Below are 20,291 nucleotides of genomic sequence, written 5' to 3'. Positions count from 1 at the left end.
ATGGCTCTCTTTGGTACCAGCATCCTCCACACCAAGCTGCGCCGCGAAATCTGGCAGATGCGCGGCCAGATGCTGGCCATTGCCCTTGTGATTGCCGGCGGCATTGCGGTTTGCCTGTTGTCGCTGGTGAATTACGCGTCGCTCACCGCAACGCGTGACCAGTACTACCAGGAACACCAGTTTGCCGACGTGTTCGTAAACCTCAAACGAGCGCCTACACAGGTACTGATGCAGGTTTCTGAAGTCCCCGGTGTCACGCGCCTGAGCGCGCGGGTGGAAGGCGTTGCCAAACTCGACGTGGCCGGTTTTCATGACCCTGTATCCGCACGGCTGGTTTCAGTGCCTGCCACCGGGCAACCCGCCGTCAATCAACTCTACCTACGCCAAGGACGGTTACCGGATGCCAGCCGCACCGACGAAGTGGCGATTATCGGAAGCTTTGCCGATGCCCACGACCTGCAACTGGATGATCGGATAACCGGCATTATCAACGGCCGACAACAACGGCTGACCATCGTGGGCATCGCGGAATCACCGGAATTCATCTATGTCATTCCACCCGGTGGGATGTTGCCGGACTACGAGCGATACGGCGTCATCTGGATGCCCGAGGAGGCACTGGCCTCCGCCATGGACATGCGAGGGGCCTTTAACAGCCTGGTACTGCAAACAGCCCCTAATCACCCGGTTGAGGATGTGATCGACCGCCTGGATCGGTTACTTGACCGCTACGGCAGTGCCGGCGCCTTCAGCCGTGAAGACCAATTCTCTCATCGTTTTTTGAGTGATGAGCTTGAGCAGCTCAAAGCCATGGCCACCATCTTCCCTGCTATTTTCCTGGGCGTTGCCATGTTCCTGCTGAACGTGGTGGTCAGCCGGTTGATCAGCACTCAGCGAGAAATCATCGCGGTGCTCAAGGCCTTTGGGTACAGCAATCAACAGATTGGCTGGCATTACAGCCAACTGGTACTCGTTATTGCCCTGATTGGACTGGCCATTGGCACATTAGCCGGGCTTTGGCTCGGGCGGGCGCTGGGTGAACTCTATATGGACTTTTACCGCTTTCCCGAGCTGCTGTTCCGAATCAACCCAATATGGGTGTTGCTGCTCGCCGCCACCAGTTTGGGCGTCGCGTGGCTTGGCGGGTGGCGCGCTATTCGCGCGGCTGCCATGCTGCCTCCAGCCCAGGCCATGCAGCCGGAAGGCCCGGCCCGCTTTCGAATCAGTACACCGGAACGCCTGCTGGGCTGGGTCCGGTTTACCCAGCCTTCTCGCATGATCGTACGGCACCTGTCACGGCGACCCGGCCGAACCCTGCTCTCGATCACCGGGATTGCCATGGCCACCGCGATTGTGGTGGTGGGCAATTTTCAGTTCAGTTCGGTCTCGCTGATGGTGCACACCCAATTTGCCAAGGTTCAGAAACAGGACCTCACCGTCAGCCTGACAGACCCGGTAAGCCAGTCAGCTATGTACGGCTTAGCCCGGCTTCCCGGCATCTGGTACACCGAAGGCCGGCGGGTAACGGCGGTAGAGCTGATTAACGGCCACCGGCGCTGGCGAACCGCGCTGACCGGCATCCCTGACGACGCCAAACTGCAATTTGTGGTCGACCACCAGCTTCAGGACGTCAACGTCCCCCAGGCCGGCATACTGCTGACCGATTTCCTGGCAGACTCATTAGGCCTACGGCTCGGCGACACGGTGACCGTGCGCGTACTGGAAGGCCAGCGCCCTACCCTGAACCTGCCCGTTTCCGGCGTCACCAGCGAATTTCTGGGCGTGGGTGCCTATATGAACCTGGGCGCCATGAACCGGGCGTTGAGAGAAGGCCCCGCCATCAACCAGATACTGATGAACCTGGACCCAGACCTCACCGAAACGGTCTACCAGGAACTACGCGACACGCCCAAAGTGATGGCCCTGAATCTACGCCAGGCCATGCTCGACAGCTTCTTTGAAACCCTGGCCAAAACCTTCCTGACCTACACCTTCATTATCAGCTTGCTAGGCGGCACCATCGCGTTTGGCGTGATCTACAACACCGCCCGAATCTCACTGGCAGAGCGAGCGCGAGATCTGGCCAGCCTGCGTGTACTGGGATACAGCCATAACGAAGTGTCCCACATACTATTGGGGGAGCTTGCGGTATTGTTGATATTGGGCATACCACTGGGCTGGGCCATCGGCACTGGGCTTGGCCAGCTCGTGGTAACAGCCATGCAAACCGAATTATACCGGGTGCCACTGATCATCACCGGTAAAACCCTGGCACCGGCAGCCAACGTAGTGATCGCCTCTGCCCTGATCTCCGGCTTCATCACCTGGCGCAGGCTCCGTAAACTGGACCTGGTGGCCGTACTGAAAACCCGTGAATAAACTCAACTTGCAGGGAACACCTCATGGCCGTGCGTAACCACATCACCGGCAAAAGACTTTTCTGGTCACTGATGGCAGCACTGACCGTGGTGACTTTCGCGTTTATCTTGAGGCCAGAGCCGGTTTGGGTAGACCTGTCTACCGCGCAACGGGGCCCGCTGGAGGTAACCGTGCGGGAAGAAGGTAAAACCCGGGTAAAAGACCGCTATCTGGTGTCATCACCGGTAACCGGCTTTGTACACCGGCTTGAGCTGGACGTGGGAGACACGGTTATCCCCGGGGAGTTACTCACCCTGATCGACCCCATGCCCGCCAGCATTCTGGATGCCCGCAGCCGCGCTGAAGCAGAAGCCCGAGTCGCTGCCGCCCGCTCTTCGCTCCAATCCATCCGCCAGAAGGCCGCCGCGGCGGAGGCCGACGCAGACTTCAGCCAACAGGAATACCAGCGATTACTGGCACTAAGACCGTCCAGCTTTGTCTCGGACGAACAGTTGCAACAGGCCAGAACCACCGCCGCCCGTGCCCAGGCTATCTTGCGCTCTGCCAGGTTTGATGAAGAAGTCGCCAGCCATGAACTCGCTGCTGCGCAAACCCGGCTGCAGGTGTCCAGCGCCACCGCCAACGGAGGCAAACCGGCAGAGCGCGTAGCGGTTCGTTCCCCCATTCATGGTGCTGTACTCGGGCTGGTCAGGAAAAGCGAAGGCATTGTCCAGGCCGGAGAGCCATTACTGGAATTGGGAGACCCGGGCACCCTGGAAGTGGTCGTAGACGTACTGAGTTTCGATGCCGTGAAACTGGAGCCTGGCCTGGCCACCCGCCTGACAGGATGGGGCGGCCCCACCCTCAATGCGGTTATCCGGCGAGTGGAGCCCGTTGGCTTCCAGGATGTCTCAGCACTTGGTGTTGAAGAACAACGGGTAAAAGTTATTGCCGATATGCTCAGCCCCCACGAACACTGGCAGCTTCTGGGCGATGGCTACCGAGTGGATGCCGAGTTTATTCTTTGGCAAGCCGAAGACGCCCTGCAAGTGCCAGCCTCCGCCCTGTTCCGCCACAACAACGGGTATGCGGTTTTCAAGGTTACCGGAGACCGCGCCAATATCCAGCCAGTGGAGGCTGGCCACGGTAACGGACTAAGCACCGTCATCCTGTCGGGGCTCGATGAAGGCGACCGCGTTGTAAGGCACCCGGAGCGTGGGCTGAATGATGGAGATCGAATCCGGGTTCGTTGAACCTATCTGGCAACGGAATGTCTATACACTGAGCAGAGCTGACCGATGCCGTTTAATTTCCTTCCAGCCAGAGCTCAAGAATCAGCTGTCCAGGCCGTTAAAAAGGAACTCTCTCTCATTGGGATTTCCTGATGTTTAATCGCCAGCTCAAAAAAGAACTCCAAGACCAACGTGCCGAATTGGCTATGCTGCGCCAGCTGGCGCAGCAGATGGACCGCGGCATGTTATCGGTAAGGCTCGATTCCAACTTCTGCGTCTGCGCTGTAAACCAGGACTTCGCCGACACTCTGGGCTACCAGTCAGACCAGCTTCTTGGCCGACCGCTGTCGGATCTTGTTCCGCCCTATGTCTCAAAGCTGCCCTGCTTCCATAACTTCAACAAGGCAATGGCAGAATTCGCGCCGGTTAGCGACAACTACCGCTACTTGAGCGCCAGTGGCCCACTGGTGTGGCTGAACATACACTGGTTTCCCGTGCGCGGGGCGGATGGCAAGCTCGCTTACGTTCAAGGCTATGCCCGCGACGTCACCGAAACCGTGGAAGGTGGAAAAGAAAGCGAGGCCTTCATTGATGCACTGATCCGTTCCACCGCGGTTATTCAATTCAACCTAGACGGCACGGTTATCACCGCAAACAATCAGTTTCAGCGGGCCATGGGCTATCAGCTCAACGAACTCGTTGGCCAGCATCACCGCAAATTCTGCACGCCAGAGGAAGCCAACTCCCCTGAATATGACGCCTTCTGGAAAAAACTTAATAACGGAGAGTACGTGGCAGACCGCTTCAAACGGATCGACAGCCGTGGCCACGAGGTATGGCTGGAGGCCACCTATAACCCGGTCTACGATGCCGAGGATAACCTATCCAAGGTGGTAAAGTTTGCCAGCGTGGTCACTGATCAGGTCGCACGGGAAGCCGAAGTACGGGAGGGCGCAAGCGTAGCCTACGACGTCTCACAGCAAACGGATATAAGCGCCCAAAAGGGCACGACCGTGGTCCAGGAGACCGTCGAAACGATGCAAAAAATAGCAGCTCAAATGCAGGCTGCGACTGAAAGCATCGAAGCCCTGAGCAAACAATCACTGCAAATCAACTCGATCGTGCAAACCATTGGTGGTATCGCCGCGCAAACCAACCTGTTGGCGCTAAACGCAGCGATTGAAGCTGCCAGAGCGGGCGAACATGGACGCGGATTTGCCGTGGTTGCTGACGAAGTGCGGCAATTGGCAGCCCGTACCAGTCAAGCCACGGATGAGATTGTGAGCGTCGTCGAGAAAAACCAGGTGCTCTCGGATGAAGTCATGCACCAGATGTTCCGCACCCGGGAGAATGCAGAGCAAGGGCTGGAACTGGCCAATCAGGCGGGTGAAGTGATTCTGGAAATCAAGGAAGGCGCCAAACAGGTTGTGGACGCTGTTGAGCGCTTTGCCAAAGAGTTGTAAACAGCTCCCGAAGTGTCATTTGAATATCAACTGAAACTACCGTTCAAAACCCGAATCCGAAACCAAGGCCCACGAGGGTACCATTGATTTCAGTGTTGCCCTCAAACGTAAAGGCCGTATAGAAACGGCTGCCTCGTCCAACCAACTGAGTAGACCAGGCAACCCCGGTGTCCCGGCGCACCTGCTTTGCCTCCTCTACCTGTTGTCTCAGGGTTTCCTTGATCCACCCCGGGCCACCACCAATCCATACCTCAGCAGCCCCCTGGCTACTGCTCTGGCCCCACGCACGGTATTGATAGAGTAAGGCATGCTCGCGAATAGTTCGGCCCTCGCTGTCACTGGAATCGCAATCGGACCGGAGATCACACAGCGTGATGACGTCTTTAAAAGCCGACCAGCCATTTGAAGCATCATTGGAAACATCGGTATAACGGGCTTGAAAGCGATGCTGCTGCGATGGCCGAAAAGCCAACAAAACCTGGTAGCCGGCATGGTTGTCTCCACTGTTTCGCCAATTATTCAAGGCCACCCCGAGCTCCAGGCCATGCCAGTCCCCGGCACCAACCTCTGCCGCAGCAGCTTTGCCCGGCAGCGAAATCAGACAAGAAAAAAACATGACAGCGAAAATCGCCCGCAGCCGTAACATCATTATTATTTTCCCAGTTGGCTAACATATTGGTGATTGCATCCTGGCTGGGGCAATCTTAGAGCCGCATCGCTGTGAAAAATTGCCCGGCAAAAGCGGCTGGTTATGCACTACTCGTAGTGGCTCCAGAGCCTGAGAACTTTCACCACCCGCTCGTCTTCCAGCTCTTGGTAAACCAGACGATGCTGAATATTGATGCGGCGCGAATACGCCCCCGCGAGGTCACCAGCCCAGCTCCTCATCACATTCATCCACAGGGGAATCCATTCCCTCACGAATAGACTCCCGCATACCAGGTACAGAAAGGAGATAAAGTGTTTCCTGAATGGCTGACCAGTCTTCCTCGGATACCAAAACGGCCTTGTTCCGCTTACCCATAATGACGATTGGCTGGTGGGACTCGGCAGTCTCGTCGATCAACCGATATAGGTTGCTGCGCGCCTCAGTTGCTGTGATTCCGGTCATGACGCACCTCTTGTGTGTTCAACTTTTCACCAAGTGTACGCCTTTAGGTACGTACGACAAGACGAACGCCCTGCATAACGCCCGGCTCGCGCGCCGGTTTGGAGCCGCGAAGCGGCGTAAAATGGGTGGCTGTGCAGCCGATTGTTATGTTTTCCCCGAAGTGCTAGATTGTGTATAAAAACTGTAAACCATACACATAGGTGCACCATGAGAACGAACATTGTCATTGACGACGAGTTGATGGCCGAAGCCCTCAAAGCCTCCGGCTACAAAACCAAAAAAGAAGCCGTTGAGCAAGGCCTGAAACTTCTGGTCCAGTTGAGCAAGCAGCAGGAAATTCGAAAACTGCGCGGCAAGGTCAAGTGGGAAGGCGACCTGAATGAAATGCGGAGCGCCGGATGATACTGGTGGATACCAGCGTCTGGATCGACTATTTCAACGGAGTCACTAACCCACATACCGATCTGTTGGATGCCTCGATAGTCCAAGGATATGTCGCTATCGGGGACCTCATATTTCTGGAAATCCTGCAAGGCATCCGCAACGACAAACAATATCGTCAGACCAAACAAAGCCTGATGGCGCTGGATCAACATGAAATGTTTGGCAAAGATATGGCAGCCAAGTGTGCCGACAATTATCGAGCGCTTCGTAAAAAGAGCATCACGATCAGAAAGACTGCCGATGTAATCATCGCGACATTTTGCATAGAGAAGGAGCTACCCCTGTTGTTCCTGGATCGCGACTTTATCCCCTTTGTTGATCATCTTGGACTTGAGCCGGCCCTGACAGAAACATAACGCCTGCAGCATGGGCGCCTATGGAATGGAGCCGAAGGCGAAATGTAAGGGGTGTCGCAGTGCCTGCATTGGAGTCAGGCCAAGCCGGCATCGTTCCCGAAGCTGAAACCCTCAACCAAGACGATCTCACTCCGGTTGCCGGAAACCTTGCTTGATCGGATCAAAATCGAAGCCAACAAGCGGGACATGCCCTATCAATCACTGATCAAGGCTTGGCTTGCGGACGACGTGAACGACAGCCGTCGGACCTGAGGTGCTAACGCTGAGCGAAGCAGCGTGCCGGAGCGCCAGCGTGGGCGCGTCCGACAGCAGCCACTGGTTAAGCTGCTTCGAAGTCCAGGGGATGAATGCCATCCAGATTGACCGTATTGCGGGCCACCCAAAGATCGTACATGTCCTGCATTGCCAACCAGCTCTCAGGAGTACGCCCGAGAACCTTGGATAGCCGCAATGACATTTCCGGGCTAATACCACTATTTCCTTTGAGCAACCGAGACAAAGTGGAAGGTGATACGCCCAGACTGGAAGCAAGCTGACGGGAACTGATACCGAAAGGCGCCAGGTACACCTCCCGAATGAATTCACCGGGATGTGGCGGATTATGCATGGTCATTAGTGATAATCCTCATAATCAAGTATGTAGGCGTTGCCGTCCCGAAATTCGAACGTCATGCGCCAGTTTCCGCTTACCCAAATCGACCACCGCCCTTTGTCTAGCCCCTTCAATGGGTGAAGCCGAAAACCAGGGATATCCATATCATCCACCGAAGTGGCGGTATCCAGAGCTGCTAGCTGCATGCGCAGTTTCTTGGCATGATCTGGCTGTATGCCAGACGTGCTGCCGGTCGAGTAGAACCGCTTCAGTCCTTTGTGACGGAATGATTTAATCATGAGGAAATGCTAGCATGTTGCGCACCACGCAACAACCAAGCTTAACGCCGAAGCGCACCGGTGACTTTGACGTAGCGAAGCTGAGACAAAGGCATCCGAGTCACGCGCCTGGTTAGCTGTTCCCAAGCATGTACGCCCGAAGCTGTCGCTCCTCTCGCATGACATAGAGGACGAGAACCCGCTTCTTATCCTCACGATAAAAAATGCGACACGGTGGAACCACTACCTCCCTGTATACCGAATTAGGGAGCTCTGGAGGAATCCGTCCGGATTGGGGAAAATCTTCCAAGCGCTCGGTCTTATCGAAAACTTCCTGGACCAGATGACTTGCGGCAACAGGATTATCCAGAGCAATGTACTCAGCTATGGCATCCAGTTCTTGAAGGGCAGGCTCCGTCCAGATTACTTCAGCCATTTACTCATTTTCTCCCTGGCCTCACTTTGACTGTACGTTCTTCCCTCAAGTACAGCACGCTCTCCCCGTGAGAGCCCCTCAAGCAGCTCAAGTCGGCGCTGCATAAACTCGTAATCCTGCACATCGACAAGATATGCCGATGGCTGACCATGCTCCGTGATCAGTATCGGCTCCTTAGACAAGTGCAGATCTGCCAGAATCTTTGTGGCTTGGCGCTTGAGGTTCGTAACAAGCTCAACTTTCATGGGCTCACCCTAAATCAGACTAATAGTGACACTATAGTATCACTTTTCAGGTGGGGCAATCACAGCTAATGCGCGGCTACGAAATGAAGGCGAAGCCGCAATGCAGTAGGCGTCGCCGTGATTGGCCTTGTTAACCCCTGAGCTCGAGGTCTTCCCGAATCACCTCCGGATGGCGAAACGCAATCTCGATGAGCGCTTTTGCCGGCCCGGAAGGTTTACGTCGCCCCTGCTCCCATTCCTGTAGCGTGCGCGGGGAAATGTGGAGCACCTCGGCAAACTCTCGTTGTGTAAGGCCAGTCTTGCCGCGCGCCTCTGCGACCTCATTTGGCTCCACACGACTGACTCCACCTCCGGCAGGTGCGACCACTTCTCGCGCAATTCGCCAATGGGGCCGCCCAGGGTCAGCTGAACCATCTCTTCGTTCAGAGAATGGATACGCTCCCGCACTTCCTTGCGCAGCCGCGGCACTTGCTGGATAGCCTGCTGCAGTTTCTTCTGCAGGTCTTCAACCTTGGCCTCCACCAGCGCCTTCTCATCATCAGAGAAGGTCTTGTATTCCTCCGGCTCAATCACTTCGCCGTTACGCATGGGCGCAAAGGTAAAGCCGGCCGGGGTTGTCAGCATGGCTATATTGTTCGCGTTCGCCTCTTCCTGGATGGCGAACAGGCCCTTCTGCTGACGACGCGTCACCTCTTCCTGAAGCTCCTGAATGCGAGCCTGATACTCCTCACTTTCAAAGGTAGCCGGGATGGCGGTTTTCAGCTCCGCTGCCAGGTCACTCATATCACGCTTGAATACCCCGCCTTCGCCCGGCGGCAACTCAATGGCCTTTGGTTTGTCGGATTGCTGAAAGTTGAACACGTGGCACCAGTCGGATGGCACCGGCTGGCCTTCGGCGTGCTTGTCGAGGAATTGCCTGACCAGTTCGTGCTTACCCGCTCCGGATGGCCCCAGTACAAACAGGTTAAAACCATTGGCCTCCATGCTGGCGCCAAACTCCATCGCGCGCAGCAGGCGCTCCTGCCCAAAAGGAAGTTCCAGTTCCTCCAGCGTTGCCGTTGTCTCAAAGTTCAACTTGTCCAACGGGCAACGGTGGTAAATCTGGTCTTCGGTTAACGCCGCAGGTAGCGCCATTGTTCCTCCTTACTTTTCGCCGTCCAGCTTGTCCTGGGTACGCAAATCAAAGTCACTGGCATCATGCCGCTCGTGCAGCTGGGAAGACAGCTCACCCCAGGCCCGGTTTACCATGCGGCCACGCTGCACTGCGGGGCGCTTGGCCAGCTCATCTGTCCAACGCAAAATGTTCGTGTAGGTGTGGGCCTCCAGGAACTCCGCCGCCTCGTACACCGTGTTCTTCACCAGCGAGCCATACCAGGGCCAGATTGCCATATCGGCAATGGTATATTCATCACCGGCGATGTACTGGTTATCCGCCAACTGGCGATCCAGCACATCCAGTTGCCGCTTCACCTCCATGGTGTAACGGTTGATCGGGTACTCGTATTTTTCAGGGGCATAGGCATAAAAATGCCCGAAACCACCACCCAAAATCGGTGCGCTGGCCATCTGCCAGAACAGCCAGTTCATCGTCTCTGTGCGCCGGGCCCGGTCTGTTGGTAAAAAGGCACCGAACTTTTCCGCCAGATAGAAAAGAATAGATCCGGATTCAAACACCCGCACGGCCGGGTTCTCGCTGCGGTCCAGCAACGCCGGAATCTTGGAATTCGGGTTTACCTCAACAAACCCGCTGCTGAACTGATCTCCTTCCATGATGTTGATCAGCCAGGCATCGTACTCTGCCTCTTTGATACCCTTCTCCAGCAACTCCTCAAACATCACCGTCGCTTTCACGCCATTGGGCGTGGCCAGGGAATACAGCTGGAATGGATGCTCCCCCACCGGCAACGCTTTGTCGTGGGTAGGCCCGGCAACGGGACGATTAATGTTGGCAAACCTGCCACCGTTACTGCTGTCCCATTTCCAGACCTTTGGAGGCGTATAGGTTGAATCACTCATGTTTGGTCTCCGATTGACGGTGAGTAAGCTATTGGCCGACTTTACCTGATTGCCCCTGCCGTTAGCACCTGTGTTCGCATTGAGAATGCGCCGGATCAAATCCGGGAGTTCCCAACAGGCTATACTGGTCGTGATCTGTTGTTTACGAAGGGAGTCGTATTATGGCTGCATCCGCGCTATCAGGCGCTCCGGTATTCCACACCCGCGGCCTAACCAAAACCTACCAGCAGGGTGAAGTACAGGTGCACGCCCTGCGCGGAGTGGATCTCGACCTTTACGCCGGTGAACTGGTGGTCATGCTGGGTGCCTCCGGCTCTGGCAAATCGACACTGCTGAATATTCTCGGCGGCCTGGATATACCGACCAGCGGTGAAGTCCGGTACCTGGAAACGGACCTTGCCCGGGCCACCGACAAGGAACTCACCCGCTACCGCCGGGATTACGTGGGCTTTGTTTTCCAGTTCTACAACCTCATCCCAAGCCTGACCGCCCGGGAGAACGTCGTCGCTGTTACCGAAATCGCCCGCAACCCCATGGCGCCGGACCAGGCACTGGAACTGGTCGGGCTTGCCAACCGGGCCGATCATTTCCCGGCCCAGTTGTCTGGCGGCGAACAGCAACGGGTTGCCATTGCCCGGGCCATAGCCAAACAGCCTAACGTGTTGCTGTGTGACGAGCCCACAGGCGCCCTCGATTCCGCTACAGGTGTTCTGGTACTCGAGGCTCTGGAGAAAGCCAACCGGGAAACTGGCACCACCACAGTGATCATCACCCACAACGCCTCTATTGCCCTGATGGCAGACCGGGTGATCACCCTCTCAGATGGTCTGATCAGCGGTGAGCAGCACAATGCCCACCGGCAAGACCCGAAAACCCTGAGCTGGTAGCGCCATGGCTCTCTTTGGTACCAGCATCCTCCACACCAAGCTGCGCCGCGAAATCTGGCAGATGCGCGGCCAGATGCTGGCCATTGCCCTTGTGATTGCCGGCGGCATTGCGGTTTGCCTGTTGTCGCTGGTGAATTACGCGTCGCTCACCGCAACGCGTGACCAGTACTACCAGGAACACCAGTTTGCCGACGTGTTCGTAAACCTCAAACGAGCGCCTACACAGGTACTGATGCAGGTTTCTGAAGTCCCCGGTGTCACGCGCCTGAGCGCGCGGGTGGAAGGCGTTGCCAAACTCGACGTGGCCGGTTTTCATGACCCTGTATCCGCACGGCTGGTTTCAGTGCCTGCCACCGGGCAACCCGCCGTCAATCAACTCTACCTACGCCAAGGACGGTTACCGGATGCCAGCCGCACCGACGAAGTGGCGATTATCGGAAGCTTTGCCGATGCCCACGACCTGCAACTGGATGATCGGATAACCGGCATTATCAACGGCCGACAACAACGGCTGACCATCGTGGGCATCGCGGAATCACCGGAATTCATCTATGTCATTCCACCCGGTGGGATGTTGCCGGACTACGAGCGATACGGCGTCATCTGGATGCCCGAGGAGGCACTGGCCTCCGCCATGGACATGCGAGGGGCCTTTAACAGCCTGGTACTGCAAACAGCCCCTAATCACCCGGTTGAGGATGTGATCGACCGCCTGGATCGGTTACTTGACCGCTACGGCAGTGCCGGCGCCTTCAGCCGTGAAGACCAATTCTCTCATCGTTTTTTGAGTGATGAGCTTGAGCAGCTCAAAGCCATGGCCACCATCTTCCCTGCTATTTTCCTGGGCGTTGCCATGTTCCTGCTGAACGTGGTGGTCAGCCGGTTGATCAGCACTCAGCGAGAAATCATCGCGGTGCTCAAGGCCTTTGGGTACAGCAATCAACAGATTGGCTGGCATTACAGCCAACTGGTACTCGTTATTGCCCTGATTGGACTGGCCATTGGCACATTAGCCGGGCTTTGGCTCGGGCGGGCGCTGGGTGAACTCTATATGGACTTTTACCGCTTTCCCGAGCTGCTGTTCCGAATCAACCCAATATGGGTGTTGCTGCTCGCCGCCACCAGTTTGGGCGTCGCGTGGCTTGGCGGGTGGCGCGCTATTCGCGCGGCTGCCATGCTGCCTCCAGCCCAGGCCATGCAGCCGGAAGGCCCGGCCCGCTTTCGAATCAGTACACCGGAACGCCTGCTGGGCTGGGTCCGGTTTACCCAGCCTTCTCGCATGATCGTACGGCACCTGTCACGGCGACCCGGCCGAACCCTGCTCTCGATCACCGGGATTGCCATGGCCACCGCGATTGTGGTGGTGGGCAATTTTCAGTTCAGTTCGGTCTCGCTGATGGTGCACACCCAATTTGCCAAGGTTCAGAAACAGGACCTCACCGTCAGCCTGACAGACCCGGTAAGCCAGTCAGCTATGTACGGCTTAGCCCGGCTTCCCGGCATCTGGTACACCGAAGGCCGGCGGGTAACGGCGGTAGAGCTGATTAACGGCCACCGGCGCTGGCGAACCGCGCTGACCGGCATCCCTGACGACGCCAAACTGCAATTTGTGGTCGACCACCAGCTTCAGGACGTCAACGTCCCCCAGGCCGGCATACTGCTGACCGATTTCCTGGCAGACTCATTAGGCCTACGGCTCGGCGACACGGTGACCGTGCGCGTACTGGAAGGCCAGCGCCCTACCCTGAACCTGCCCGTTTCCGGCGTCACCAGCGAATTTCTGGGCGTGGGTGCCTATATGAACCTGGGCGCCATGAACCGGGCGTTGAGAGAAGGCCCCGCCATCAACCAGATACTGATGAACCTGGACCCAGACCTCACCGAAACGGTCTACCAGGAACTACGCGACACGCCCAAAGTGATGGCCCTGAATCTACGCCAGGCCATGCTCGACAGCTTCTTTGAAACCCTGGCCAAAACCTTCCTGACCTACACCTTCATTATCAGCTTGCTAGGCGGCACCATCGCGTTTGGCGTGATCTACAACACCGCCCGAATCTCACTGGCAGAGCGAGCGCGAGATCTGGCCAGCCTGCGTGTACTGGGATACAGCCATAACGAAGTGTCCCACATACTATTGGGGGAGCTTGCGGTATTGTTGATATTGGGCATACCACTGGGCTGGGCCATCGGCACTGGGCTTGGCCAGCTCGTGGTAACAGCCATGCAAACCGAATTATACCGGGTGCCACTGATCATCACCGGTAAAACCCTGGCACCGGCAGCCAACGTAGTGATCGCCTCTGCCCTGATCTCCGGCTTCATCACCTGGCGCAGGCTCCGTAAACTGGACCTGGTGGCCGTACTGAAAACCCGTGAATAAACTCAACTTGCAGGGAACACCTCATGGCCGTGCGTAACCACATCACCGGCAAAAGACTTTTCTGGTCACTGATGGCAGCACTGACCGTGGTGACTTTCGCGTTTATCTTGAGGCCAGAGCCGGTTTGGGTAGACCTGTCTACCGCGCAACGGGGCCCGCTGGAGGTAACCGTGCGGGAAGAAGGTAAAACCCGGGTAAAAGACCGCTATCTGGTGTCATCACCGGTAACCGGCTTTGTACACCGGCTTGAGCTGGACGTGGGAGACACGGTTATCCCCGGGGAGTTACTCACCCTGATCGACCCCATGCCCGCCAGCATTCTGGATGCCCGCAGCCGCGCTGAAGCAGAAGCCCGAGTCGCTGCCGCCCGCTCTTCGCTCCAATCCATCCGCCAGAAGGCCGCCGCGGCGGAGGCCGACGCAGACTTCAGCCAACAGGAATACCAGCGATTACTGGCACTAAGACCGTCCAGCTTTGTCTCGGACGAACAGTTGCAACAGGCCAGAACCACCGCCGCCCGTGCCCAGGCTATCTTGCGCTCTGCCAGGTTTGATGAAGAAGTCGCCAGCCATGAACTCGCTGCTGCGCAAACCCGGCTGCAGGTGTCCAGCGCCACCGCCAACGGAGGCAAACCGGCAGAGCGCGTAGCGGTTCGTTCCCCCATTCATGGTGCTGTACTCGGGCTGGTCAGGAAAAGCGAAGGCATTGTCCAGGCCGGAGAGCCATTACTGGAATTGGGAGACCCGGGCACCCTGGAAGTGGTCGTAGACGTACTGAGTTTCGATGCCGTGAAACTGGAGCCTGGCCTGGCCACCCGCCTGACAGGATGGGGCGGCCCCACCCTCAATGCGGTTATCCGGCGAGTGGAGCCCGTTGGCTTCCAGGATGTCTCAGCACTTGGTGTTGAAGAACAACGGGTAAAAGTTATTGCCGATATGCTCAGCCCCCACGAACACTGGCAGCTTCTGGGCGATGGCTACCGAGTGGATGCCGAGTTTATTCTTTGGCAAGCCGAAGACGCCCTGCAAGTGCCAGCCTCCGCCCTGTTCCGCCACAACAACGGGTATGCGGTTTTCAAGGTTACCGGAGACCGCGCCAATATCCAGCCAGTGGAGGCTGGCCACGGTAACGGACTAAGCACCGTCATCCTGTCGGGGCTCGATGAAGGCGACCGCGTTGTAAGGCACCCGGAGCGTGGGCTGAATGATGGAGATCGAATCCGGGTTCGTTGAACCTATCTGGCAACGGAATGTCTATACACTGAGCAGAGCTGACCGATGCCGTTTAATTTCCTTCCAGCCAGAGCTCAAGAATCAGCTGTCCAGGCCGTTAAAAAGGAACTCTCTCTCATTGGGATTTCCTGATGTTTAATCGCCAGCTCAAAAAAGAACTCCAAGACCAACGTGCCGAATTGGCTATGCTGCGCCAGCTGGCGCAGCAGATGGACCGCGGCATGTTATCGGTAAGGCTCGATTCCAACTTCTGCGTCTGCGCTGTAAACCAGGACTTCGCCGACACTCTGGGCTACCAGTCAGACCAGCTTCTTGGCCGACCGCTGTCGGATCTTGTTCCGCCCTATGTCTCAAAGCTGCCCTGCTTCCATAACTTCAACAAGGCAATGGCAGAATTCGCGCCGGTTAGCGACAACTACCGCTACTTGAGCGCCAGTGGCCCACTGGTGTGGCTGAACATACACTGGTTTCCCGTGCGCGGGGCGGATGGCAAGCTCGCTTACGTTCAAGGCTATGCCCGCGACGTCACCGAAACCGTGGAAGGTGGAAAAGAAAGCGAGGCCTTCATTGATGCACTGATCCGTTCCACCGCGGTTATTCAATTCAACCTAGACGGCACGGTTATCACCGCAAACAATCAGTTTCAGCGGGCCATGGGCTATCAGCTCAACGAACTCGTTGGCCAGCATCACCGCAAATTCTGCACGCCAGAGGAAGCCAACTCCCCTGAATATGACGCCTTCTGGAAAAAACTTAATAACGGAGAGTACGTGGCAGACCGCTTCAAACGGATCGACAGCCGTGGCCACGAGGTATGGCTGGAGGCCACCTATAACCCGGTCTACGATGCCGAGGATAACCTATCCAAGGTGGTAAAGTTTGCCAGCGTGGTCACTGATCAGGTCGCACGGGAAGCCGAAGTACGGGAGGGCGCAAGCGTAGCCTACGACGTCTCACAGCAAACGGATATAAGCGCCCAAAAGGGCACGACCGTGGTCCAGGAGACCGTCGAAACGATGCAAAAAATAGCAGCTCAAATGCAGGCTGCGACTGAAAGCATCGAAGCCCTGAGCAAACAATCACTGCAAATCAACTCGATCGTGCAAACCATTGGTGGTATCGCCGCGCAAACCAACCTGTTGGCGCTAAACGCAGCGATTGAAGCTGCCAGAGCGGGCGAACATGGACGCGGATTTGCCGTGGTTGCTGACGAAGTGCGGCAATTGGCAGCCCGTACCAGTCAAGCCACGGATGAGATTGTGAGCGTCGTCGAGAAAAACCAGGTGCTCTCGGATGAAGTCATGCACCAGATGTTCCGCACCCGGGAGAATGCAGAGCAAGGGCTGGAACTGGCCAATCAGGCGGGTGAAGTGATTCTGGAAATCAAGGAAGGCGCCAAACAGGTTGTGGACGCTGTTGAGCGCTTTGCCAAAGAGTTGTAAACAGCTCCCGAAGTGTCATTTGAATATCAACTGAAACTACCGTTCAAAACCCGAATCCGAAACCAAGGCCCACGAGGGTACCATTGATTTCAGTGTTGCCCTCAAACGTAAAGGCCGTATAGAAACGGCTGCCTCGTCCAACCAACTGAGTAGACCAGGCAACCCCGGTGTCCCGGCGCACCTGCTTTGCCTCCTCTACCTGTTGTCTCAGGGTTTCCTTGATCCACCCCGGGCCACCACCAATCCATACCTCAGCAGCCCCCTGGCTACTGCTCTGGCCCCACGCACGGTATTGATAGAGTAAGGCATGCTCGCGAATAGTTCGGCCCTCGCTGTCACTGGAATCGCAATCGGACCGGAGATCACACAGCGTGATGACGTCTTTAAAAGCCGACCAGCCATTTGAAGCATCATTGGAAACATCGGTATAACGGGCTTGAAAGCGATGCTGCTGCGATGGCCGAAAAGCCAACAAAACCTGGTAGCCGGCATGGTTGTCTCCACTGTTTCGCCAATTATTCAAGGCCACCCCGAGCTCCAGGCCATGCCAGTCCCCGGCACCAACCTCTGCCGCAGCAGCTTTGCCCGGCAGCGAAATCAGACAAGAAAAAAACATGACAGCGAAAATCGCCCGCAGCCGTAACATCATTATTATTTTCCCAGTTGGCTAACATATTGGTGATTGCATCCTGGCTGGGGCAATCTTAGAGCCGCATCGCTGTGAAAAATTGCCCGGCAAAAGCGGCTGGTTATGCACTACTCGTAGTGGCTCCAGAGCCTGAGAACTTTCACCACCCGCTCGTCTTCCAGCTCTTGGTAAACCAGACGATGCTGAATATTGATGCGGCGCGAATACGCCCCCGCGAGGTCACCAGCCCAGCTCCTCATCACATTCATCCACAGGGGAATCCATTCCCTCACGAATAGACTCCCGCATACCAGGTACAGAAAGGAGATAAAGTGTTTCCTGAATGGCTGACCAGTCTTCCTCGGATACCAAAACGGCCTTGTTCCGCTTACCCATAATGACGATTGGCTGGTGGGACTCGGCAGTCTCGTCGATCAACCGATATAGGTTGCTGCGCGCCTCAGTTGCTGTGATTCCGGTCATGACGCACCTCTTGTGTGTTCAACTTTTCACCAAGTGTACGCCTTTAGGTACGTACGACAAGACGAACGCCCTGCATAACGCCCGGCTCGCGCGCCGGTTTGGAGCCGCGAAGCGGCGTAAAATGGGTGGCTGTGCAGCCGATTGTTATGTTTTCCCCGAAGTGCTAGATTGTGTATAAAAACTGTAAACCATACACATAGGTGCACCATGAGAACGAACATTGTCATTGACGACGAGTTGATGGCCGAAGCCCTCAAAGCCTCCGGCTACAAAACCAAAAAAGAAGCCGTTGAGCAAGGCCTGAAACTTCTGGTCCAGTTGAGCAAGCAGCAGGAAATTCGAAAACTGCGCGGCAAGGTCAAGTGGGAAGGCGACCTGAATGAAATGCGGAGCGCCGGATGATACTGGTGGATACCAGCGTCTGGATCGACTATTTCAACGGAGTCACTAACCCACATACCGATCTGTTGGATGCCTCGATAGTCCAAGGATATGTCGCTATCGGGGACCTCATATTTCTGGAAATCCTGCAAGGCATCCGCAACGACAAACAATATCGTCAGACCAAACAAAGCCTGATGGCGCTGGATCAACATGAAATGTTTGGCAAAGATATGGCAGCCAAGTGTGCCGACAATTATCGAGCGCTTCGTAAAAAGAGCATCACGATCAGAAAGACTGCCGATGTAATCATCGCGACATTTTGCATAGAGAAGGAGCTACCCCTGTTGTTCCTGGATCGCGACTTTATCCCCTTTGTTGATCATCTTGGACTTGAGCCGGCCCTGACAGAAACATAACGCCTGCAGCATGGGCGCCTATGGAATGGAGCCGAAGGCGAAATGTAAGGGGTGTCGCAGTGCCTGCATTGGAGTCAGGCCAAGCCGGCATCGTTCCCGAAGCTGAAACCCTCAACCAAGACGATCTCACTCCGGTTGCCGGAAACCTTGCTTGATCGGATCAAAATCGAAGCCAACAAGCGGGACATGCCCTATCAATCACTGATCAAGGCTTGGCTTGCGGACGACGTGAACGACAGCCGTCGGACCTGAGGTGCTAACGCTGAGCGAAGCAGCGTGCCGGAGCGCCAGCGTGGGCGCGTCCGACAGCAGCCACTGGTTAAGCTGCTTCGAAGTCCAGGGGATGAATGCCATCCAGATTGACCGTATTGCGGGCCACCCAAAGATCGTACATGTCCTGCATTGCCAACCAGCTCTCAGGAGTACGCCCGAGAACCTTGGATAGCCGCAATGACATTTCCGGGCTAATACCACTATTTCCTTTGAGCAACCGAGACAAAGTGGAAGGTGATACGCCCAGACTGGAAGCAAGCTGACGGGAACTGATACCGAAAGGCGCCAGGTACACCTCCCGAATGAATTCACCGGGATGTGGCGGATTATGCATGGTCATTAGTGATAATCCTCATAATCAAGTATGTAGGCGTTGCCGTCCCGAAATTCGAACGTCATGCGCCAGTTTCCGCTTACCCAAATCGACCACCGCCCTTTGTCTAGCCCCTTCAATGGGTGAAGCCGAAAACCAGGGATATCCATATCATCCACCGAAGTGGCGGTATCCAGAGCTGCTAGCTGCATGCGCAGTTTCTTGGCATGATCTGGCTGTATGCCAGACGTGCTGCCGGTCGAGTAGAACCGCTTCAGTCCTTTGTGACGGAATGATTTAATCATGAGGAAATGCTAGCATGTTGCGCACCACGCAACAACCAAGCTTAACGCCGAAGCGCACCGGTGACTTTGACGTAGCGAAGCTGAGACAAAGGCATCCGAGTCACGCGCCTGGTTAGCTGTTCCCAAGCATGTACGCCCGAAGCTGTCGCTCCTCTCGCATGACATAGAGGACGAGAACCCGCTTCTTATCCTCACGATAAAAAATGCGACACGGTGGAACCACTACCTCCCTGTATACCGAATTAGGGAGCTCTGGAGGAATCCGTCCGGATTGGGGAAAATCTTCCAAGCGCTCGGTCTTATCGAAAACTTCCTGGACCAGATGACTTGCGGCAACAGGATTATCCAGAGCAATGTACTCAGCTATGGCATCCAGTTCTTGAAGGGCAGGCTCCGTCCAGATTACTTCAGCCATTTACTCATTTTCTCCCTGGCCTCACTTTGACTGTACGTTCTTCCCTCAAGTACAGCACGCTCTCCCCGTGAGAGCCCCTCAAGCAGCTCAAGTCGGCGCTGCATAAACTCGTAATCCTGCACATCGACAAGATATGCCGATGGCTGACCATGCTCCGTGATCAGTATCGGCTCCTTAGACAAGTGCAGATCTGCCAGAATCTTTGTGGCTTGGCGCTTGAGGTTCGTAACAAGCTCAACTTTCATGGGCTCACCCTAAATCAGACTAATAGTGACACTATAGTATCACTTTTCAGGTGGGGCAATCACAGCTAATGCGCGGCTACGAAATGAAGGCGAAGCCGCAATGCAGTAGGCGTCGCCGTGATTGGCCTTGTTAACCCCTGAGCTCGAGGTCTTCCCGAATCACCTCCGGATGGCGAAACGCAATCTCGATGAGCGCTTTTGCCGGCCCGGAAGGTTTACGTCGCCCCTGCTCCCATTCCTGTAGCGTGCGCGGGGAAATGTGGAGCACCTCGGCAAACTCTCGTTGTGTAAGGCCAGTCTTGCCGCGCGCCTCTGCGACCTCATTTGGCTCCACACGACTGACTCGTGCGGCTT

Annotated in this window: 28 protein-coding genes and 3 pseudogenes; 13 read left to right on the top strand and 18 right to left on the bottom strand. The window is 56.1% G+C overall.

Going from position 1 to position 20,291, the window contains the following annotated elements; translation table 11 throughout:
* The 3 genes from J122_RS13355 (at position 1) to J122_RS13345 (ending at position 5,053) form a co-directional block, all read left to right on the top strand.
* Positions 1-2,379 (top strand): ABC transporter permease, encoded by a 2,379-nt coding sequence (locus J122_RS13355; RefSeq protein ID WP_061332727.1) that lies wholly within the window; start codon positions 1-3, stop codon positions 2,377-2,379.
* Positions 2,380-2,402: 23 nt separating this feature from the next.
* A complete protein-coding gene (locus J122_RS13350) occupies positions 2,403-3,611 on the top strand; it encodes an efflux RND transporter periplasmic adaptor subunit (protein ID WP_061332726.1) in 1,209 nt (402 codons plus the stop codon).
* Positions 3,612-3,742: 131 nt separating this feature from the next.
* Complete coding sequence (locus tag J122_RS13345; protein WP_061332725.1) at positions 3,743-5,053, top strand: methyl-accepting chemotaxis protein; 1,311 nt, start codon at positions 3,743-3,745, stop codon at positions 5,051-5,053.
* Positions 5,054-5,096: 43 nt separating this feature from the next.
* On the opposite strand, the gene J122_RS13340 is transcribed toward J122_RS13345, so the two are convergent.
* The 3 genes and pseudogenes from J122_RS13340 to J122_RS13335 form a co-directional block, all read right to left on the bottom strand.
* On the bottom strand, positions 5,097-5,702 hold the full coding sequence (locus tag J122_RS13340; RefSeq protein ID WP_061332724.1) for a hypothetical protein: 606 nt from the start codon (positions 5,700-5,702) through the stop codon (positions 5,097-5,099).
* 107 nt (positions 5,703-5,809) lie between these two features.
* A pseudogene (locus J122_RS21195) lies at positions 5,810-5,926 on the bottom strand (type II toxin-antitoxin system YoeB family toxin); the annotation flags it as partial.
* Positions 5,922-6,164, bottom strand: a complete 243-nt coding sequence (locus J122_RS13335; protein WP_061332723.1) for a type II toxin-antitoxin system Phd/YefM family antitoxin — start codon at positions 6,162-6,164, stop codon at positions 5,922-5,924. The pseudogene J122_RS21195 and the gene J122_RS13335, both read right to left, overlap by 5 nt.
* 207 nt (positions 6,165-6,371) lie before the next feature.
* Between J122_RS13335 and J122_RS13330 the strand changes: the two genes are divergently transcribed.
* Genes J122_RS13330 through J122_RS13320 form a run of 3 tightly spaced genes read left to right on the top strand, consistent with a single transcriptional unit; the run spans position 6,372 to position 7,216 of the window.
* Positions 6,372-6,566 (top strand): type II toxin-antitoxin system VapB family antitoxin, encoded by a 195-nt coding sequence (locus tag J122_RS13330; RefSeq protein ID WP_061332722.1) that lies wholly within the window; start codon positions 6,372-6,374, stop codon positions 6,564-6,566.
* Positions 6,563-6,964, top strand: a complete 402-nt coding sequence (locus tag J122_RS13325) for a PIN domain nuclease (RefSeq protein WP_061332721.1) — start codon at positions 6,563-6,565, stop codon at positions 6,962-6,964. Before J122_RS13330 ends, J122_RS13325 begins: the two co-directional genes overlap by 4 nt.
* Positions 6,965-7,015: 51 nt before the next feature.
* Positions 7,016-7,216 carry a BrnA antitoxin family protein gene (locus tag J122_RS13320; protein WP_061332720.1) on the top strand — a complete coding sequence of 67 codons (201 nt, stop codon included), beginning with the start codon at positions 7,016-7,018 and terminating at the stop codon, positions 7,214-7,216.
* Between the two features lie 67 nt (positions 7,217-7,283).
* On the opposite strand, the gene J122_RS13315 is transcribed toward J122_RS13320, so the two are convergent.
* The 7 genes and pseudogenes from J122_RS13315 to yghU form a co-directional block, all read right to left on the bottom strand.
* Positions 7,284-7,577: a HigA family addiction module antitoxin gene (locus tag J122_RS13315; protein WP_061332719.1), complete on the bottom strand. Its 294-nt coding sequence runs from the start codon at positions 7,575-7,577 to the stop codon at positions 7,284-7,286.
* On the bottom strand, positions 7,577-7,855 hold the full coding sequence (locus J122_RS13310) for a type II toxin-antitoxin system RelE/ParE family toxin (RefSeq protein WP_061332718.1): 279 nt from the start codon (positions 7,853-7,855) through the stop codon (positions 7,577-7,579). Before J122_RS13310 ends, J122_RS13315 begins: the two co-directional genes overlap by 1 nt.
* Positions 7,856-7,967: 112 nt before the next feature.
* The gene (locus J122_RS13305) at positions 7,968-8,270 is read right to left on the bottom strand and encodes a type II toxin-antitoxin system RelE/ParE family toxin (protein ID WP_061332717.1); all 303 of its coding nucleotides are present in this window, start codon (positions 8,268-8,270) and stop codon (positions 7,968-7,970) included.
* Positions 8,258-8,515 carry a type II toxin-antitoxin system Phd/YefM family antitoxin gene (locus J122_RS13300; RefSeq protein WP_022992576.1) on the bottom strand — a complete coding sequence of 86 codons (258 nt, stop codon included), beginning with the start codon at positions 8,513-8,515 and terminating at the stop codon, positions 8,258-8,260. The genes J122_RS13305 and J122_RS13300 overlap by 13 nt, the downstream gene beginning before the upstream one ends.
* 130 nt (positions 8,516-8,645) lie before the next feature.
* Positions 8,646-8,783 (bottom strand): helix-turn-helix domain-containing protein, encoded by a 138-nt coding sequence (locus J122_RS22520; protein ID WP_413772206.1) that lies wholly within the window; start codon positions 8,781-8,783, stop codon positions 8,646-8,648.
* Positions 8,784-9,298: 515 nt separating this feature from the next.
* A pseudogene (locus J122_RS27005) lies at positions 9,299-9,499 on the bottom strand (Lon-like protease helical domain-containing protein); the annotation flags it as partial.
* 159 nt (positions 9,500-9,658) lie between these two features.
* The gene (gene yghU, locus J122_RS13290) at positions 9,659-10,531 is read right to left on the bottom strand and encodes a glutathione-dependent disulfide-bond oxidoreductase (protein WP_061332729.1); all 873 of its coding nucleotides are present in this window, start codon (positions 10,529-10,531) and stop codon (positions 9,659-9,661) included.
* A 161-nt stretch (positions 10,532-10,692) separates the two neighbouring features.
* Here yghU and J122_RS13285 point away from each other — a divergent pair, with 161 nt between their 5' ends.
* From J122_RS13285 to J122_RS13270, 4 genes are all read left to right on the top strand, one after another.
* Complete coding sequence (locus tag J122_RS13285) at positions 10,693-11,418, top strand: ABC transporter ATP-binding protein (protein WP_061332728.1); 726 nt, start codon at positions 10,693-10,695, stop codon at positions 11,416-11,418.
* 4 nt (positions 11,419-11,422) lie between these two features.
* Positions 11,423-13,801 (top strand): ABC transporter permease, encoded by a 2,379-nt coding sequence (locus J122_RS13280; protein WP_061332727.1) that lies wholly within the window; start codon positions 11,423-11,425, stop codon positions 13,799-13,801.
* A gap of 23 nt (positions 13,802-13,824) precedes the next feature.
* Entirely contained in the window at positions 13,825-15,033 is a 1,209-nt protein-coding gene (locus J122_RS13275) for an efflux RND transporter periplasmic adaptor subunit (RefSeq protein ID WP_061332726.1), read from the top strand.
* Between the two features lie 131 nt (positions 15,034-15,164).
* On the top strand, positions 15,165-16,475 hold the full coding sequence (locus J122_RS13270; RefSeq protein ID WP_061332725.1) for a methyl-accepting chemotaxis protein: 1,311 nt from the start codon (positions 15,165-15,167) through the stop codon (positions 16,473-16,475).
* A gap of 43 nt (positions 16,476-16,518) precedes the next feature.
* Here the strand turns inward: J122_RS13270 and J122_RS13265 are convergent, their stop codons facing one another.
* The 3 genes and pseudogenes from J122_RS13265 to J122_RS13260 all read right to left on the bottom strand — a co-directional run bounded on the left by J122_RS13265 (position 16,519) and on the right by J122_RS13260 (position 17,586).
* Positions 16,519-17,124 (bottom strand): hypothetical protein, encoded by a 606-nt coding sequence (locus J122_RS13265; protein WP_061332724.1) that lies wholly within the window; start codon positions 17,122-17,124, stop codon positions 16,519-16,521.
* Positions 17,125-17,231: 107 nt separating this feature from the next.
* Positions 17,232-17,348 (bottom strand): annotated as a pseudogene (locus tag J122_RS21190) (type II toxin-antitoxin system YoeB family toxin); the annotation flags it as partial.
* Positions 17,344-17,586, bottom strand: a complete 243-nt coding sequence (locus tag J122_RS13260; protein ID WP_061332723.1) for a type II toxin-antitoxin system Phd/YefM family antitoxin — start codon at positions 17,584-17,586, stop codon at positions 17,344-17,346. The gene J122_RS13260 and the pseudogene J122_RS21190, both read right to left, overlap by 5 nt.
* A gap of 207 nt (positions 17,587-17,793) precedes the next feature.
* Here J122_RS13260 and J122_RS13255 point away from each other — a divergent pair, with 207 nt between their 5' ends.
* From J122_RS13255 to J122_RS13245, 3 genes are read left to right on the top strand one after another with little or no spacing between them, the layout of a single operon-like run.
* Positions 17,794-17,988, top strand: coding sequence for a type II toxin-antitoxin system VapB family antitoxin (locus J122_RS13255; protein WP_061332722.1), 195 nt, complete (start codon positions 17,794-17,796; stop codon positions 17,986-17,988).
* Positions 17,985-18,386 carry a PIN domain nuclease gene (locus J122_RS13250; RefSeq protein WP_061332721.1) on the top strand — a complete coding sequence of 134 codons (402 nt, stop codon included), beginning with the start codon at positions 17,985-17,987 and terminating at the stop codon, positions 18,384-18,386. The genes J122_RS13255 and J122_RS13250 overlap by 4 nt, the downstream gene beginning before the upstream one ends.
* A gap of 51 nt (positions 18,387-18,437) precedes the next feature.
* Positions 18,438-18,638, top strand: a complete 201-nt coding sequence (locus J122_RS13245) for a BrnA antitoxin family protein (protein WP_061332720.1) — start codon at positions 18,438-18,440, stop codon at positions 18,636-18,638.
* Between the two features lie 67 nt (positions 18,639-18,705).
* On the opposite strand, the gene J122_RS13240 is transcribed toward J122_RS13245, so the two are convergent.
* From J122_RS13240 to J122_RS13220, 5 genes are all read right to left on the bottom strand, one after another.
* Positions 18,706-18,999: a HigA family addiction module antitoxin gene (locus J122_RS13240; RefSeq protein WP_061332719.1), complete on the bottom strand. Its 294-nt coding sequence runs from the start codon at positions 18,997-18,999 to the stop codon at positions 18,706-18,708.
* Positions 18,999-19,277, bottom strand: coding sequence for a type II toxin-antitoxin system RelE/ParE family toxin (locus J122_RS13235; protein WP_061332718.1), 279 nt, complete (start codon positions 19,275-19,277; stop codon positions 18,999-19,001). The genes J122_RS13240 and J122_RS13235 overlap by 1 nt, the downstream gene beginning before the upstream one ends.
* 112 nt (positions 19,278-19,389) lie before the next feature.
* Positions 19,390-19,692, bottom strand: a complete 303-nt coding sequence (locus J122_RS13230; protein ID WP_061332717.1) for a type II toxin-antitoxin system RelE/ParE family toxin — start codon at positions 19,690-19,692, stop codon at positions 19,390-19,392.
* Positions 19,680-19,937, bottom strand: coding sequence for a type II toxin-antitoxin system Phd/YefM family antitoxin (locus tag J122_RS13225; RefSeq protein WP_022992576.1), 258 nt, complete (start codon positions 19,935-19,937; stop codon positions 19,680-19,682). Before J122_RS13225 ends, J122_RS13230 begins: the two co-directional genes overlap by 13 nt.
* 130 nt (positions 19,938-20,067) lie before the next feature.
* On the bottom strand, positions 20,068-20,291 hold a 224-nt coding region (locus tag J122_RS13220), incomplete at its 5' end, for a helix-turn-helix domain-containing protein (RefSeq protein ID WP_061332716.1).

Source organism: Marinobacter excellens LAMA 842 (assembly GCF_001574445.1).
Classification (GTDB): Bacteria; Pseudomonadota; Gammaproteobacteria; order Pseudomonadales; family Oleiphilaceae; genus Marinobacter; species Marinobacter shengliensis.
This window is presented reverse-complemented; position numbering and strand designations above follow the sequence as displayed.

What these genes read in the sequence shown, in the direction of transcription:
- J122_RS13355 (WP_061332727.1), top strand. Translation starts at nt 1, where the DNA reads ATGGCTCTCTTTGGTACCAGCATCCTCCACACCAAGCTGCGCCGCGAA.
- J122_RS13350 (WP_061332726.1), top strand. Translation starts at nt 2,403, where the DNA reads ATGGCCGTGCGTAACCACATCACCGGCAAAAGACTTTTCTGGTCACTG.
- J122_RS13345 (WP_061332725.1), top strand. Translation starts at nt 3,743, where the DNA reads ATGTTTAATCGCCAGCTCAAAAAAGAACTCCAAGACCAACGTGCCGAA.
- J122_RS13340 (WP_061332724.1), bottom strand. Translation starts at nt 5,702, where the DNA reads ATGATGTTACGGCTGCGGGCGATTTTCGCTGTCATGTTTTTTTCTTGT.
- J122_RS13335 (WP_061332723.1), bottom strand. Translation starts at nt 6,164, where the DNA reads ATGACCGGAATCACAGCAACTGAGGCGCGCAGCAACCTATATCGGTTG.
- J122_RS13330 (WP_061332722.1), top strand. Translation starts at nt 6,372, where the DNA reads ATGAGAACGAACATTGTCATTGACGACGAGTTGATGGCCGAAGCCCTC.
- J122_RS13325 (WP_061332721.1), top strand. Translation starts at nt 6,563, where the DNA reads ATGATACTGGTGGATACCAGCGTCTGGATCGACTATTTCAACGGAGTC.
- J122_RS13315 (WP_061332719.1), bottom strand. Translation starts at nt 7,577, where the DNA reads ATGACCATGCATAATCCGCCACATCCCGGTGAATTCATTCGGGAGGTG.
- J122_RS13310 (WP_061332718.1), bottom strand. Translation starts at nt 7,855, where the DNA reads ATGATTAAATCATTCCGTCACAAAGGACTGAAGCGGTTCTACTCGACC.
- J122_RS13305 (WP_061332717.1), bottom strand. Translation starts at nt 8,270, where the DNA reads ATGGCTGAAGTAATCTGGACGGAGCCTGCCCTTCAAGAACTGGATGCC.
- J122_RS13300 (WP_022992576.1), bottom strand. Translation starts at nt 8,515, where the DNA reads ATGAAAGTTGAGCTTGTTACGAACCTCAAGCGCCAAGCCACAAAGATT.
- yghU (WP_061332729.1), bottom strand. Translation starts at nt 10,531, where the DNA reads ATGAGTGATTCAACCTATACGCCTCCAAAGGTCTGGAAATGGGACAGC.
- J122_RS13285 (WP_061332728.1), top strand. Translation starts at nt 10,693, where the DNA reads ATGGCTGCATCCGCGCTATCAGGCGCTCCGGTATTCCACACCCGCGGC.
- J122_RS13280 (WP_061332727.1), top strand. Translation starts at nt 11,423, where the DNA reads ATGGCTCTCTTTGGTACCAGCATCCTCCACACCAAGCTGCGCCGCGAA.
- J122_RS13275 (WP_061332726.1), top strand. Translation starts at nt 13,825, where the DNA reads ATGGCCGTGCGTAACCACATCACCGGCAAAAGACTTTTCTGGTCACTG.
- J122_RS13270 (WP_061332725.1), top strand. Translation starts at nt 15,165, where the DNA reads ATGTTTAATCGCCAGCTCAAAAAAGAACTCCAAGACCAACGTGCCGAA.
- J122_RS13265 (WP_061332724.1), bottom strand. Translation starts at nt 17,124, where the DNA reads ATGATGTTACGGCTGCGGGCGATTTTCGCTGTCATGTTTTTTTCTTGT.
- J122_RS13260 (WP_061332723.1), bottom strand. Translation starts at nt 17,586, where the DNA reads ATGACCGGAATCACAGCAACTGAGGCGCGCAGCAACCTATATCGGTTG.
- J122_RS13255 (WP_061332722.1), top strand. Translation starts at nt 17,794, where the DNA reads ATGAGAACGAACATTGTCATTGACGACGAGTTGATGGCCGAAGCCCTC.
- J122_RS13250 (WP_061332721.1), top strand. Translation starts at nt 17,985, where the DNA reads ATGATACTGGTGGATACCAGCGTCTGGATCGACTATTTCAACGGAGTC.
- J122_RS13240 (WP_061332719.1), bottom strand. Translation starts at nt 18,999, where the DNA reads ATGACCATGCATAATCCGCCACATCCCGGTGAATTCATTCGGGAGGTG.
- J122_RS13235 (WP_061332718.1), bottom strand. Translation starts at nt 19,277, where the DNA reads ATGATTAAATCATTCCGTCACAAAGGACTGAAGCGGTTCTACTCGACC.
- J122_RS13230 (WP_061332717.1), bottom strand. Translation starts at nt 19,692, where the DNA reads ATGGCTGAAGTAATCTGGACGGAGCCTGCCCTTCAAGAACTGGATGCC.
- J122_RS13225 (WP_022992576.1), bottom strand. Translation starts at nt 19,937, where the DNA reads ATGAAAGTTGAGCTTGTTACGAACCTCAAGCGCCAAGCCACAAAGATT.